General features: G+C 49.5%; 14 protein-coding genes. 5 read left to right on the plus strand and 9 right to left on the minus strand.

All coding sequences use genetic code 11. From position 1 onward, the window contains the following. The first annotated feature begins 181 nt into the window (after positions 1-181). From EPA93_RS14065 to EPA93_RS14075, 3 genes are all read left to right on the plus strand, one after another. Positions 182-1,249 (plus strand): WD40/YVTN/BNR-like repeat-containing protein, encoded by a 1,068-nt coding sequence (locus tag EPA93_RS14065; protein WP_129888131.1) that lies wholly within the window; start codon positions 182-184, stop codon positions 1,247-1,249. Positions 1,250-1,569: 320 nt separating this feature from the next. Next, positions 1,570-2,115, plus strand: coding sequence for a TIR domain-containing protein (locus EPA93_RS14070; RefSeq protein WP_129888132.1), 546 nt, complete (start codon positions 1,570-1,572; stop codon positions 2,113-2,115). A gap of 490 nt (positions 2,116-2,605) precedes the next feature. Next, positions 2,606-3,421 carry a CPBP family intramembrane glutamic endopeptidase gene (locus tag EPA93_RS14075; RefSeq protein ID WP_129888133.1) on the plus strand — a complete coding sequence of 272 codons (816 nt, stop codon included), beginning with the start codon at positions 2,606-2,608 and terminating at the stop codon, positions 3,419-3,421. A 53-nt stretch (positions 3,422-3,474) separates the two neighbouring features. On the opposite strand, the gene EPA93_RS14080 is transcribed toward EPA93_RS14075, so the two are convergent. Together EPA93_RS14080 and EPA93_RS14085 are read right to left on the minus strand one after the other, a co-directional pair. Beyond that, entirely contained in the window at positions 3,475-4,128 is a 654-nt protein-coding gene (locus EPA93_RS14080; RefSeq protein ID WP_129888134.1) for an MFS transporter, read from the minus strand. Positions 4,129-4,282: 154 nt separating this feature from the next. Continuing rightward, a complete protein-coding gene (locus EPA93_RS14085; RefSeq protein WP_129888135.1) occupies positions 4,283-5,521 on the minus strand; it encodes an MFS transporter in 1,239 nt (412 codons plus the stop codon). A gap of 579 nt (positions 5,522-6,100) precedes the next feature. On the opposite strand from EPA93_RS14085, the gene EPA93_RS14090 reads away from it, so the two are divergent. Further along, the gene (locus tag EPA93_RS14090; protein ID WP_129888136.1) at positions 6,101-7,093 is read left to right on the plus strand and encodes an LLM class flavin-dependent oxidoreductase; all 993 of its coding nucleotides are present in this window, start codon (positions 6,101-6,103) and stop codon (positions 7,091-7,093) included. 41 nt (positions 7,094-7,134) lie between these two features. On the opposite strand, the gene EPA93_RS14095 is transcribed toward EPA93_RS14090, so the two are convergent. The 3 genes from EPA93_RS14095 to EPA93_RS14105 form a co-directional block, all read right to left on the minus strand. Then, positions 7,135-7,848 carry an alanyl-tRNA editing protein gene (locus EPA93_RS14095; protein WP_129888137.1) on the minus strand — a complete coding sequence of 238 codons (714 nt, stop codon included), beginning with the start codon at positions 7,846-7,848 and terminating at the stop codon, positions 7,135-7,137. Beyond that, entirely contained in the window at positions 7,820-9,142 is a 1,323-nt protein-coding gene (locus EPA93_RS14100; protein WP_129888138.1) for a sigma-70 family RNA polymerase sigma factor, read from the minus strand. The genes EPA93_RS14095 and EPA93_RS14100 overlap by 29 nt, the downstream gene beginning before the upstream one ends. A gap of 102 nt (positions 9,143-9,244) precedes the next feature. Next, positions 9,245-9,874: a TetR/AcrR family transcriptional regulator gene (locus tag EPA93_RS14105; protein WP_165423091.1), complete on the minus strand. Its 630-nt coding sequence runs from the start codon at positions 9,872-9,874 to the stop codon at positions 9,245-9,247. 171 nt (positions 9,875-10,045) lie between these two features. Between EPA93_RS14105 and EPA93_RS14110 the strand changes: the two genes are divergently transcribed. After that, a complete protein-coding gene (locus tag EPA93_RS14110; protein WP_129888140.1) occupies positions 10,046-10,801 on the plus strand; it encodes an LLM class F420-dependent oxidoreductase in 756 nt (251 codons plus the stop codon). Positions 10,802-11,209: 408 nt separating this feature from the next. Here the strand turns inward: EPA93_RS14110 and EPA93_RS14115 are convergent, their stop codons facing one another. The 4 genes from EPA93_RS14115 to EPA93_RS14130 form a co-directional block, all read right to left on the minus strand. Beyond that, the gene (locus EPA93_RS14115; protein WP_129888141.1) at positions 11,210-11,500 is read right to left on the minus strand and encodes a DUF1330 domain-containing protein; all 291 of its coding nucleotides are present in this window, start codon (positions 11,498-11,500) and stop codon (positions 11,210-11,212) included. Between the two features lie 688 nt (positions 11,501-12,188). Next, positions 12,189-13,022: a hypothetical protein gene (locus EPA93_RS14120; RefSeq protein WP_165423092.1), complete on the minus strand. Its 834-nt coding sequence runs from the start codon at positions 13,020-13,022 to the stop codon at positions 12,189-12,191. Further along, positions 13,015-14,238 carry a hypothetical protein gene (locus EPA93_RS14125; RefSeq protein WP_129888143.1) on the minus strand — a complete coding sequence of 408 codons (1,224 nt, stop codon included), beginning with the start codon at positions 14,236-14,238 and terminating at the stop codon, positions 13,015-13,017. The genes EPA93_RS14120 and EPA93_RS14125 overlap by 8 nt, the downstream gene beginning before the upstream one ends. A gap of 180 nt (positions 14,239-14,418) precedes the next feature. After that, positions 14,419-14,643 (minus strand): hypothetical protein, encoded by a 225-nt coding sequence (locus tag EPA93_RS14130; protein ID WP_129888144.1) that lies wholly within the window; start codon positions 14,641-14,643, stop codon positions 14,419-14,421. Positions 14,644-14,836 lie beyond the last annotated feature (193 nt).

Genomic DNA, 14,836 nt, shown 5'->3' on the forward strand with positions numbered 1-14,836 from the left:
TCCGCGTGTTCCCCAAGCCATCACTCTCTAGCAAATATGAAAATGCTCCCCAACTTATTACTCTCTAGCAATACCCCCATAGAGTGATGCTTGATCACCCCATTTGCTCCTATACTCATTGCTAGATTGCAAGATCTATAAAAACACATGAGTCTATTGTAGACAAAAGGAGAGTATGAATATGGCTTTTTATATAGCGATGTCGCAGGAACTGTTGGTAGCTCGTAAGCAAGAGGGAGCATGGCAGGTTGCCTCACGCCTGACCGGTTTGCAGATTACAAGCGTGGCCGCTGATCCATTTCATCCGCAGCGAATTTACTGCGGTACCTATGGGCGAGGATTGTGGCGCAGTACTGATGGAGGAGAGGACTGGCAACCCATTGGCGATACTCCGATGGTTCCAGCACCTTTCCGCAAACAAGGTATTACTGAGGCCAATATCATCGCTGTCGCTGTCAGTACTGTCGAACGTATTGGGGAATATGGTGTGATTTATGTAGGGACAGAGCCAGGCACGCTCTTTCGCTCAGAAGATGGTGGTGAGAGCTGGCAAGAACTTACAGGGATGCGGGAACTGCCCTCATCTTCCACCTGGAGCTTTCCCCCAAAGCCGGCTACTAACCATGTATGTTGTATTACTCCCGATCCTGTTGAGGCTGGCCGAGTTTTTGTGGCGATTGAAGCCGGAGCACTCGTATACACAACAGATGGTGGGAAGACCTGGATAGATCGGGTTCCGGAAGGTCCCTTTGATACGCATACGCTTGTGATGCACCCGGATGTGCCAGGTCGTCTCTATTCAGCGGCAGGCGATGGCTTTGCGGAAGCCGGCAAGGGTTATAATGAAAGTTATGACGGAGGGCAGACCTGGCAGCATCCAGATGAAGGTCTGGAGCATCAGTATCTAAGGAGCGTGGCTGTTGATCCCGCTGATCCAGATACCATTATAGTTTCTGCGTCAGAATCTCCCCAGAAAGGGCACTATCCATTTCAACCGGAGTCTTTTATATACAGGAAGACGCGCGGGCAGCCCTGGCAGATGATGACGAAGGGCTTACCAGAGCGGGGAGAGATGATCCTCCCAGTCCTGGCAACTCACTCTGCAGAGCCGGGAGTATTCTATGCTCTCAATAATCGTGGGTTGTACCGCTCGCCTGATGCTGGCCAGTCCTGGCAACGGGTGGAATTGCCCTGGAGCGAAAGGCTTGCTCACCAAAGCCCCATGGCACTTGTAATTACCAAAGCATAAATAAACTGAGCTGAGCTGAGCCAAGCGAGTTTGCCTGTGCTCGTTATTAAGAAAAAGCAGTGAGGAGGCAGTCTTACCTCTTCACTGCTCTCATATTTTGACAAGAGCTTCGATGTTAGGTCCACCGCTCAGATCGTAATTTGGCTGGCAGCTAAAAGGGAACTGATTTTTACACATCCAGCTTTTACTTATGCCTCCCCCTCTTTTTAAGCTTGTGTTTACAACTGCTTTAGTTTACTATACAATCAAGTAATAAACAATGTCTGAATTGTTGAACTTCGATTGGTTAGTTTGAGCTAGCATGTGAAATGGAGTAAAGTATGGTCCAGCGCATCTGTAAGCACTGTTCAAAACTAAATGTTGCCAATGCCCAACTCTGTTCCTCTTGTAACCAACCTTTTCCTGCTAGTGTGGAGATCTTCTGCTCGTATACCCACGCTGATGAAAGCCTGAAGGATGCTTTGCTAGCCCATCTTTCTTCATTACGACGCAGAAAAATAGTCTCTATCTGGCATGATCGCGATATTAGCGCGGGCTCTGATTGGGAGCATAATATTGATGAGCATTTGCTAAGCGCAGAGATTATTTTACTCTTGATAAGCCCGGAATTTATGGCTTCAGACTATTGCTATAGTAATGAGATGGTGCGTGCGATGAAGCGGTATGAGAAAGATGAGGCACTTGTTGTCCCGATTATCTTACGCCCAATAGATGACTGGAATAGTTCCCCCTTTGGAAGGCTACAAGCTGTGCCTAGAAATGCAAAGCCGATAACAACCTTTGCTAACAGAGATGAGGCCTTTGCCGACGTAGCCAAAGGAATTAGAAAAGCTATTAAAGAAAGCTATGGTCTACCCCGCGATTAGCCTGCATCCATCTCATTTTGATGGTTAAGCAGAACAATATTGACCTCATATCAACTTAAGAATTGCCTGATTATAAAAGTGCGGAAGAAGAAAGGCTGAGCCAAACTTTCTTCCGCGAAAATTGTGATCGAATCAAGACTTGTAGGCGCGCATAAATGCACTGGCGAACCTATCTTCGAGCTGCTCGCGCTCAACAGCAGTTAGCGTAGCTGGAGAGGAGCTGACGCCACTATCCATCAGGTCTTGTAGAGAATAGTGTCGTGCTCCCTCCACAGCTATGTTCGTAAAACAGCAGTGTGCAAAAGATCCCGATAGGTGCATTCTTCGATCTTATGGCAGCAATATGAGCGGCTCGCCTTGCTTGCTTTTGCAAAATACCCCGTGATATAGTAAGCGTACAAGAATATAAGATATTGTAAAATACTAATAAAGCTTATGCTGGTTATAGAAAGAGTATTCTGGTAACTCATATGAGAGGAGCAATTATAGCATGATATATAATATACAAAACAACGATCCTTCTTATACGCCTGAGCCAGAAGTAGCGGGAGGTTTGTCTGATTCACAACTGGAGCTTGCCAGGGATAACTTTAGATGGCATTGGAGCGATGTTGCCCTTACCTCTGTGGTAAGTGTTGTGATTATGCTGGCGGGAGTTGCGGGATTCGCTTTGCTCCAACATACCTTCTCTGCTTCGCACGAAATTACTACCTCAACACTTTTAAGCGCTGCAACTCTAGGGCTTGAGTTTGTTGCTCTCGTCGGTTGTGTCTACTTACTAGGCATGCGGCGTCGGCACGTTAGTTGGCGCGCGGTTGGTCTGCGCCACATACCCGGTAAATGGCCTTTGATTGCCCTGGGCTTGAGCCTGCTGATTATCCCAGTCGGGGCGTTGGCAACATATGCAGTAGTCTTGATCTTCAAGCTACCCCTGGTTAATGCGCAATTGCCAACTCTAGCACCCCATGGGCTTAGCTGGCTGGGAGTTGGTGTATTGATTTTCCTGGGTGGCATAGCTGTACCCTTTGCCGAAGAGCTCTTCTTTCGTGGTTTGATTTATACATTTCTACGCCAGCGCTGGGGTGTGTGGGTAGGTGTGCTAGCGAGCTCGCTCATCTTTGCTATTGCTCATATGAACGTTATGATTGGTGCTATGGCATTTTGTCTGGGGCTCTTCTGCGCCTTTACTTACGAGCGCAGCAAATCTCTATGGGCTTCATATATTATTCACGCCGTCAGCAATACGCTCAAGCTCGTCTTTGTCTATGTGATGTTGGCTTCTACCACCCATATACCCTTGTTCTAAAAGTGTCCAGATGCCCACACTGTTGTTAGAGTGGGCACCTGAACATGAGCAGCTTAAAGCTCTTCAGGAGGAGCGATGATCGAGTTATGTTTCCTCCATTGGAAGCTTGCCACAACAGCCAGCAGCAACAAGCAAGCCGCCAGAGTAAGAATAGTAAGCGGAACATTGCCATATTCGAGGCGCAGGCCTGTTAAAGCCAGCCCAAGCTGTGGCGTTGCTAGAGCGACCAGGCGATAAGCGCTATGGACGCGACCCTGTAACTTGTCAGGAATGCGTGCGGCGCGATAGCTAAACTGAGTGATATCATAGATGGGATCGACAAGTGACGTTAAAACCGTGACACCGGCCAGTAAGGCCAGATTGGGTATCGTGGCGGGAACCAGGTAAAGCAGCCAGAAGAACATGAAGAGCCAGCAAGTAGCGATAACAATGGGCCCAACGCCAATGCGACGCTGGATCATTCTGCTCAGCAAGGTACCCGTCAGGTAGCCAATGCTGCCTATAGAAAGAACCAGCCCTATAACGGTTGGGGGAGCATGCTGCTGTTTGAGCATAACTATTACAAGCAAAGTGCTGCTGTCAGGGAAAATGAAGTTAATACCTCCTGTCCACAGTAGCAAGTAATTTCGATTGTGCCAGAGGGAAAGCGCCTGCCAGGTTGCCTGTTTTGTAGCATGATTATCTTGCTTGTTTTGGATAGGTGACACGTATATATCCCTTCTTGCCTTAAGTGCATGTGTTTAAGAAGTGAGAAGATTTGCGGGGACATGGTTAGGGGAAGCGGCACTCTTCAAGGAGTGCCGAATTTAATTACTGGCAAGAAGTTTATGCATAGCCATAGTATAACATACAGGCCAGGGTTTATGAGGCCATATGCTTATGAAGGGGTAGAACTATGCCTAGCGTCAGGAGGAGCAGAGCAGCAAAAGCGACTGGCAGAAAAGCGACGGCTGGAACGTGAGTAATGTCCCAGAGCCAGCCGCCGAGAAAGGGACCAAGAAAAGAGAAGATGTAGCCCATAGTAAGCATCGTTCCCGTCATTCTGGCGATCTGCTCACCCCGCGCCAGGAGGGCTGGCAGCGCGATCCCCAATGTAAAGACGAGCGTAGCACTTCCTCCCAAGAACGCCGCCCAGAGCGGTTCCAGAGTTGCAGGAGTCAGGAGCCAGCCAAGAATCGCGATCAGGCAGATCACGCCAGTCACGATGAAAGGAGCCCGTTTTCCCGCCATGCGGTCAGCAAAAAATGTTGCTGCCAGATTCACCGGAAGTTGAGCCGCATTGAGCACTCCCAGAGCCAGAGGCGTCATCTCGGGAATGTGAAGCGCCTGATTATAGGAAGCAATCCAGGCGTTCATGCCGAAGTAGGTGAGCTGGGCCCCGCCAATTAATAATCCCAGCACCCAGGCGCTGATGCGAACCGGCTTGTGTCCTGTGGAGATGGCAGCCCTGGACGAGCTTTCTGCGCTTAAGGCTTGCTCGGGTGAATGGGTAGGTGGAGAAGTAGGAGCGAGCCAGAGCCAGAGGAAGAGGGCTATGACGACCGGCACTGCCCAGAAGATAAAGCTTGCCGCCCAGGCGTTCTGACCCAGCCAGCCAAGCACGACAGGAATGGTAAGGACCGCTCCTAATGTCTCTCCTATGACCAGTCCATCCGTAAAGAGCGCTGAAACGAAGCCAATGCGTGTTGGAAACCACTGACGTACCAGCGAAGGAATGGCCGTTTGTGAGCAAGCGATGCCCAGGCTCAATAGGGCTGTAAAAAAATAAAGCGGGAGAAGGGCGGGCCAGAGGGCGCGTAAAAAGCCTCCCAGAGCCAGCAAGGCGAGCCCGCAAGCAATCATGAAGCGTCCCCCTAAACGACCGATGAGCAGACCCGCTGGCAAGGCAGCTCCTCCCATGATAAGTGTGGGAAGCGAAGTAATCAACCCCGTCTGGGTATATGAGAGCCCGAGATCGTGACGCAACAGAGGGAGAATAGGCGGGACAGCCAGAACAATGGTGCGTAGATTGATGCCGATAAATATAATGAGACCCATAACAAGCATCTTACGCCAGGAGCGTGTGCGTACATGGTCATCTCTCTTCTGATAGGTATCCATCAACTCTCCTTGAATATGGACGCGAAAGAATACGCTGCTGACGTATTTGCGCACAATAATATGCTTCGATCAAGCAGATAGATGGCGATGGCCTTAAACTATGCCAGATTATTCTGGATAGTACTGAGCGTTTATCCTGCGGATAGAGAAATGAGCATAGATTCTGGTACACAGCTTACTGAATTGGTATTGATAAATATAAATGGGTAAGATGCGCTGCTGGGAGACCTGAACAGCTAAAGACTGGCATTGAAGCGAGATTGAGGCAGGTAAAGGTTGCACGGCGTATCGCTTATCTATTGACATCTGATGATCCACTTTCTATATCAAAGGTAGCATGCAACAATCAGGCTTGTCAAGGGAGATTGCTTGGGAGAAGGAGCGAATTGTAAGCAGCTTCCTTAGTCTATGTTATCAACATTTTTGATGATACACATCAAAAATGTTTTCTTGACTTGATAACATGGCGAGCTTACACTAAAGCCCAGAAATATGGAGGTAGGAGCGATATTTCCTATAGCCATATTTCTATGGAAATCAAGTTTGGTTAGAGAGGCCTATTAGAAAGAGATTTAGAAAATGGAAAATAAAGAAATTGCGTCAACGCAAGGAATAGAGATAACAAAGCGTCAAGTGCGTGAACGCGTAGGTTTATATGTCTATGCCTCAAGTACTTTAGCTGCAATAGCCTCTATTGAGCAAGCTGAGGCTGCAGGTGTGCGCCAGGTTTGGGTGGCTCAGATAACGCCGGACCCAGAGATTTTGACTATCTTGATGGCCGCAGCGGCGCGCACTACGAGCGTGCGAATGGGTACAGCAATCGTGCCTACTTATCCACGTCATCCATTGGCGCTGGCCCAGCAAGCCCTCGCCGTGGCCGAACTTGCGCCGGATCGGCTACGTCTGGGAATTGGGCCGAGCCATCGTAGCAACATCGAAGGAATGTATGGTATCCCGATGAAAAGTCCCCATGGGCACCTGCGCGAATATATAACTGTATTGCGGGCAGCTCTCTGGGAGGGCAAAGTTGCGCATCAGGGAAACTATTACCGAGTCCAGGCTACATTACCCAATGCGCCACGCGTGCCTATCCTGGTCTCAGCCTTACGTGAAGGCGCATTTCGGCTGGCGGGAGAGTTAGCTGATGGAGTCATTACCTGGATGTGCCCGGCATCATATTTGCTAGAGAAGGGCTTACCAGCCCTGCAAGAAGGAGCGGCAAAGAGTGGACGTCCCAGACCTCCGCTCGTAGCGCATGTCATGGTCGCGCTTAATCGAGATCGCGCTGAGGCCAGAGCCGCTCTGCGGGCGCAGTTTGACTCTGGACGTTTTCATGGAAGGCTCCCATTTTATGCAAATATGTTTGCCGAAGCGGGCTTTCCTGTGGCTTCTGATGGCTCCTGGTCTGATGAGCTTATAGATAATCTAGTCATCTCTGGGAACGAAGATGAGGTTACCGTGCGCTTGAGCGAACTGCTAGCCAGAGGGCTGGATGAACTGTTTGTGATGCCTATCCCAGGCAATGATACCGAGAGCCAGGCCCGGCTTGCGCGGCTGATTGGACAATTATAGCCATAGCAGCCGCTTGACCCATCAATAAGTAGTAGATGTGGCTAATCTTCGATAGCTATACGTATACGCTTATTGATGCGCCCTTTGCTTTCGTGCCCTACAACACGAATGTGGCCGACTTCGCAAGTCCTGGCGACATGCGTACCGCCATCGGCCTGCAGGTCCAGGCCAACGATCTCGGCCACACGCACTTGCTCGATATCAGGAGGCAATAGATTGATCTTTGTACGGATCAGATCCGGGATCGTAAAGGCTTCGGCACGCGGTAGAAAGCGAATGCACACTTCCCGATTGGCAGTTATCTCGGCGTTTACGCGTTGTTCTATCTCGGTGACAAAATCGAGCGTCATGCGCTCAAGCTCAAAATCCTGACGACCTTTAAGTGGGTCCATAGAGCTGCTCGTAACATGAGCCCCATAGTCACGCCAGATAACCCCACAGAGAATGTGTAGGGCAGTATGTGTGCGCATCAAGGCGTAGCGGCGGTCCCAATCAAGCTGACCGTGGACACGTGCTTCCACTTCTGGCATAGCGCCTTCCAGCCTATGCCAGATTTCTGCGCCGTGACGACGGACATCGATTACCCCGGCCTGGTTGGTGGCCCAGGATAGCGTGCCGTGGTCCGCGGGTTGACCGCCGCTTTGGGCATAAAAGACGGTCTGATCAAGGATGGCCCAATTTTCCTCAACGCGCAACACAGTGGCGTCCATTTCACGAAGATAACTGTCAGCGTGATAGAGTTGATAAGCATCCATGAGCACATATCTCCTGTTCTTCAATTCGTTGATTTCTTTTTCCTCTCTCACTTATCTTTCCAATGAGGAGGAAATTGGCGAAGCTAGCATCGGTGCCAATCGAGAGGCCCGAATGGGAAATGCCCGCATCCTCTACCAGTAGCGTCTTTATCTGTAGCGCTGAGAGATGCTTGCGCAACTTCTTTAGATGAGTGCCGTAATGGAGATCGCCAAAGGCTTCAGGTGTCCAGTGATGCTTGTGAGCGTGGGCATCGACAATAACAAGGTAGCCGTTGGGGCGAATAACGCGATGCAACTCGCTTAAGACTGTGCGCGGGCTGACCACATGGTGCAGAAGCATATGGCACATGGCTACATCTACCGAATTTGTGGCAAGAGGTAATTGCTCGGCCAGGCCTTGATGTAGGGAGACATGTTGGTAGTCAGCCTGAGCCATTTTTACTCCTGCCTGGGCGAGCATGGCAGAGGAGCAGTCCACGCCAATTACATGGCCGACATGGGGAGCGATCATGCTGGCAAGATAACCGGTGCCGGTACCAGCATCGAGGACAGTCATCGAGCGATTCCAGGGTAATAGCCTGGTAAGCCGTTCTTGCAGATCAGCTTCGTAGGCACTTGCTACATAGTTATCCCAGGTAGGGGCGATCTGCTCAAAGTAATCATGCACATGTGCTTCAAGCTGGTGCAATTGCTCTTCAGGAGCCGCAGTTACGTTGAATTGAAGCAGAGCATCCAGATGCCCGAAGATCTCTTCGTCGCTATGCAGAATGTCCCTAAAACGTAGGCGCTGATATTCCTTTTGTAAAAGCTTGCGTGCCCGCCATAGCTCCGTGGAAAGTACTGAATCCGTCGTCCCTGTTTGCAGCGAAATCTCCTGGAGAGGCAAACGTTCAATCTCGCGCCAGAAGAGCAGAAGCCGATATTTCTCTGGAATAGCATTGAAAGCCTCTATGATAATTTGCAGCATATCTTCGCGCTCAAGCAGGGTCTTAAACGTACGGGAATCTGTCGCTAGCATGGCCGTCTCCTGATCTGACAAAGCAAGCTGCCTTGTCGCTACTATCTGGCGATGGCGATAGGTATCGATAAGCAGATTTTTTGCCACGCGCATAAGCCAGCCCTGGGGATGGCTGAGCTGTTTGCCAGAAGCGAGCGTAATCAAGAGGCGTAAAAATACCTCGTGGCAGAGATCCCAGGCAAGCTCTCGATCTGTCAGATGATCCGCGAAGAAGCGCACGATATCTTTGTGATAGTGATTATAGAGTTCTTCAGCAGAGCTCGTCAGGTGATGCATCTTTCAAAAGTCCCTTTCCTGCACTTTATTTTCTTATGACGTTCCGTTCTGCCAAATCTCAACATCAAATGTCCAAAAGAAGGTGCTTGCTCAGGAGATGACTCACAAATGCCTTTTCTGCAAAATGCCATCAAGTAGCATTAGTTCAAGTTGACGAAGAAAAGCAGCGTCTAGCGGAGCGTCTAGCACGAGCAAACGCACATAAAGTGCTCCTATGAGGGCGGTCATAATGACGTTCGGGTCGGTTTCGGGAGCAACCTCTCCACGTTCAATCGCTCGTTGAATAAGCAAACCTGTGTGGCTGAAGCGAGACATCCAGTATTCCTGGCGTACCTGAGACTCTGTACGGTTCATGGTTGCGAACATCGAACGCGTGAAGAGCTGACCCTCAGTTGATTGCAGGAAACTAGCGCTATCTTGCAAGAATATCTGTATGTCTGAGCGCAAGCTACCCGTATCAGGAAGCTGAATAGTTTCGTCCATATGAGCCAGAGCAGTGGCAACAACAAGCTCTTCTCGGCTGCGCCAGTGACGATAAATTGTGGATTCAGGTATGCCAATCGTGGCCGCGATCTCAGCCACATTAAGTCCCTCCAGGCCACGCTCGCGGAGCATGCTCATGGTTGCTTGCAAAACAGCAGTTCTGATCCGGGTACTGCGTCCGCCCGGTCGGCGCCTTGCCCCATCCCTATGATTCGTCTCAGTAGATGATTCCCGGTAAGCACTTTCCATTATATCTACTTCCTTTCGCTTTTTTCTATTTCTCTGGATTTTAATGCAAGCCACTTGCATTAGCAAGAGCTATATGATAGACTCTCTTCGCCCTAATTATTGCAAGTCACTTGCATTAGTGAAAGCTAAAGTGGCGTATGTAGTTGTAAAAGAGAAGAGGGAGTAGCATATATGAAATTAGGTTTCGCGTTTTCGAGTTTTAGCTGGTCACAAGATCAGGGATTGCTAGGAGATACCTTTCGGCTTATTGTTGAACGTGTCGAGAGGGCTGGCTTCTTTAGCCTCTGGATTCCTGATCATTTCTTTCAGATCGACCCGACAGCAGATCCTCAGCGGAATGAAATGTTGGAGGGATGGAGTGCCCTGGCTTTTGCCGCAGGTTGTACCAATCGAGTCAAACTGGGGACATTAGTTACCGGCGTTACGCATCGCCACCCGGGAGTTTTGCTTAAGGCAGCTACAACGCTTGATGTGCTCTCGCATGGCCGTACTTACTTTGGCATTGGAGCCGCCTGGAGCGAGGCTGAGCACCGAGGCCTGGGCATTCCTTTTCCTGGGCAGAAGGAGCGCTTTGAGCGTCTTGAAGAAACTCTGCAAATTGCTCAGCATATGTGGTCAGGCAAGACCGAGCCCTTTCAGGGAAAATATTACCACCTGGAGCATCCGCTGAATTCGCCGCAGGCTGTGCAGCAGCCACACCCTCCGATTCTGGTTGGAGGCAGTGGCGAACAGAAGACTTTGCGCCTCGTCGCTCAGTATGCCGATGCCTGTAACTTCCTTAGCACATTTGGAACCCGCGAGCATCGACTCCATAAGCTCGCCGTGTTACGCGAGCACTGTGAAAGGCTCAAGCGGCCTTATGAGCAGATTGAGAAGACAGTTACCACCGTTTTACATATCACGCGTATGGGCGCGCGGGAACGCTGAGCCCCCAGGCTGCCATCGATAAATTAGCAGGCTTTGCCGAGGAGGGCTTTGAGCACGTTATTTTTATCATGCCTAACAGCGCCGACCTCGAACCTTTTGATGTGCTGACGACTTCTATTATTCCGGCGGTTGAGAGAATCCCGGTTGGAGGCCATGCTCTAAACAGCTATTTATGAGATAGCAGCTTGTTCCAACCAGGGACAAGGGAAAGGATCTTGCTGCATCTTCTATCCTGTTTTGCACTTGATTGGAAGGGATCGCAGAAGGTACTCGCTGGCCAGAGATTTTCGTAATGAGAGATAGCGGATTCTGTCGCGTTGCAAGCCTATAATTTGCAACGCGACAGAATAGCGAGATTTCTTATAGCCAGATTATTGGGTGAGGACAGATCATCGTATAGCGGGGAAGCTAAGCTCCCTGTACGATTACTGCTCGACCACTGGAGGCCTGGAAGCGAATCTTACGGAGCTCGCTATACTCAGGGGAGTTGTACCAGCGCTTGAATTGCTCTACATCATCGAATTCAACCACGACAAGGCGCCGTGACTGCCAGTCACCCTCGATGGTCTCATATGCACCTCCGCGCACTATGAATTTTCCACCATAGCGTTCGATGGTTGCCGGGACATCCTTGCTGTATTCGGCATAAGATTGTGGATCTGTTATCTCTTGAATATCGACGATGAAATAAGCTGCCATAGCCTTATTATCCTTTCTTTCAATCAGATGTTGTGGATCGGAAAGCAATTAATGTTCGGTAGTAGCAAGCAAGACCTGCCTGTTCTCTTGTTGGGCCATTGACGATGCGGGCTCGGCTGGCAAGCCTGCGACCTGGAATGCCTCTATCCCTTGCTTGCCGGCCAGGGCTTATAGTGTGCACCGGGTTGTAGATGTGTGCTGGCGCACTGACGACGGAAACCGCGGGATATTGGCCGCCAGAGCAGGCAAACAAGCTGCCAGCCTTGACGATACGATCCAAGGATAGTATACCCCGCTGCTCAAGTTACTGGCCCGGAGCTCAGCAATAGATGATTTTTGGCGCCCAAGAAGAACCGAATTAAATAACACTGATTTATTAGACGTACTGGCCTGGCTTATCTCAACCTGGAAACTACAAAAAGTTGTTGCTAGCCTTACACTTTTTTCCATCTTTACTTCTTGCTTGATGAAGAAATTTCTAGAGATCTCGCTAAGCTTTATTTGCAAGCTTGCTTTGCTATCAACACAGTTTACATGAACACGACATTCCTTGCACTGAAACAAACGTTCTGGGATCGTATTGCGCTCTGATCCTGGCTCTCCTAGCATCTCTCGTAAGTGTTATGGCACTCTAGCAGGTTATGTGGCAAAAGAACGTACCATATGACCCGCCAACCTGCTATATCCGTCAAGCATTTACTTCTGGCTGTTCGGATTCCTCCTCTGGCTGCTTCAGCAAGCGAGGCAACAGGAGTTGCACTAGAAGAGTGTAGAGTGTATAGATCAGCAATGTCGGGAAAAGACCGTGACGCAGAACCAGCAGATAGAGAAACATATTCGGCCACCGGGTGAGCAGAAACCAGAAAGGCAGATCTTTGAAGTAGTTGCGATGCGGCCAGTATGGTGGAAAGCCGATAACCGCTGCTCCGATTACCCACACACTCTGATATAGGTAGGGATGCAGCAGACGCAGGGTCAATATATCACCGACCGGGCGCAACGCGTAGAGATAGACCCACTGGATCAGGCCGAAGCTGATACTATTGAGCAGACTCAGTGCAATACAATAGCCATAGAAAAAGAGCCATAAGCCCAACACTGTCTCCGTAAGAGCAGTAAAGAGGCCTCTGATCGTAAGCCAGAAGGTACTTTTCACAAGGTGGATGCCTGATCTGGCAACATACGGGGTTCGTATGCTCCAATGAACTGCAGTAAGCATGTTCAGAAGCCTGGAAGGCAACCATATTGACTCGTGATCTTCCAGATAGGCAAAAATGCGCTTGCGTGCTAAGAAGATCAACAGGAGGGTTGCGCCTGCGCCCACAAGAAAAAGAGGCAGGGCATCAAATGCAATCTCAGGCAGAGACCCGCTCCAGAACCAATAGTGCATGAGCGAGAATGGCACCAGCGACGGCCAGAAGAACGGTGCCAGCAACACACTGATCACAAGTAGGATGTAAGCTAAGCAGCAGCTACAAGGCAACCATGCTCGTGCTTCCCGCGCTATGTGTGGCCTAGACATCTTTGTTTGAGCCATATGAGGTACTCCGCGCTTTTCTAAAAGTGTCTTCAACGAGAGAATCTTTCGTATCGAGATGCTCCACCGCTTTCTTCAGCCCCCCGATGATCAACAGACGATATAGCAGATCATAAAGAATATGCAGCAAGATAGTTAGCAAGATTCCATATTTAAACAGAAACAGGAAAAAGAACATTCCTGGCAACCAGACTAACAGCAACTGGCTATACAATGAGCGAATGGACGAGCATTGCCAGCCAGTCTGTGATCTTGAGGTAGAGAGCGTAAATTCTCTACTTTTCCAAAATTGCCCTTGTGCAATTAGCATTGCTGCTCCAATCGTCCAGGGCGATTGATACAGATAGGAGTGCAGCAAATGGAATGTCACCAGATCGGCAAGTGGCCTGCCAACGCTGAGGTAAAGCCATTCAAAGGCCCCAAAGCACAGGATATTGAGCCCAGCCAGTAGCACGAGTGCACCAGAGAAGAAGAGCACTCGATAAGCTAGTTCATCCACGATGCCGCTCAGAAGATAGCGATCTCGCCAATCGCAAAATTTCCAGGCCGTTTCGCGGTAAAGTGATGCCTGCCATCGTTGCTTGGAGTGTGCATCCCAAACAGACAGAGCAAATGGAGACTTACACTTTTCAATGGCTGATGGAGAGCGCCCAGACTTCTGAGGTATAAGCCAATGGCAAAGAAAACTATCCAACAGGAAGAAGAGTATCGTCGTGCCAATGCAGACCAGCAGGAAGAGCAGGAGATCCATAGGGAGTGCTGCCAGATCGAAAGGCCAGCGCCAGAAGACAAACCAGTTCTTAGGTACAGCCGGCCAATGCTCCACAGCCGAAAGATAGACCAGAATCAGAGAGAGGGGGAAGAAGCTATAATAGAGACCTAGCCAGAACCATCTCATCCAGCGTCCAGCGTTCACCTTAAAATCTGTCAGAAGACCGAAGCCCGTGAGATGTAGCGCGAGGCGACGAAAACGTGCAATTGTATGGTAACCGAAAGGTCTGCCCTGTTCATCCTCTGAGTCCCGAAGCAGACGTACAAACATGTCCACTAATGAAGTGGCTGCATCCATCGCACGCCGTTCTCGTACTATCTTGCTGTCAGGTCGTCGATGGGTCGTCATATATGAACCACAGCGAGGACAGGGTGATTGCTTGAGAGAGAGAGATTTTCCGCAGTTGACACAGTAACGTTTAGCAGGCATAAAGAAGCGTCCTTTTCCCTGAAACGGTTATAGCTATTATTGTGCTGATATCATATCTATCCGAATCTATCTATCTAAATAGACGTTAACACAGTATGATTCTCAAATCTATGAGCCTGCTCACATTTACTTTTTTGTATCCTATACTGTAAATTTGCGAATGAAACTTGTGGATTCTGGCTAAATCTTGACAACTAAGTTGGCGGTAAAACAAGCAATAAAGCACAAAATTTGTACGACCATTTGGCCTGGGGAGCAGATGCGCAAACGCCTGCGCTCCTCAAATCTCTCAGTGCCAGGAGTCGTCAGCACAAGATCTGGACCTCGTATATGCAGGGGGAGACCGCCTGGGCCGAGCGCAAAAACAGTTGGTTTGCTCGTCATACTACCCATCAAAATGCTCATATGTAGCCTCCTCTTTATATATTTGTGGGAGGTATACACAGATCTCTCAAGATGCTATACAAGGCAAATACCAAGTAACTTTTGCCCTTTGAGGAGCATGAAGTATAATAGAGAGCATTGAAGTTGTGATTTGAGGGCTCAGTTCAGCATGTTCTTGACATATATACTTTATATGTCACTGCCATCATCTGAA

Source organism: Ktedonosporobacter rubrisoli (genome assembly GCF_004208415.1).
GTDB lineage: Bacteria > Chloroflexota > Ktedonobacteria > Ktedonobacterales > Ktedonobacteraceae > Ktedonosporobacter > Ktedonosporobacter rubrisoli.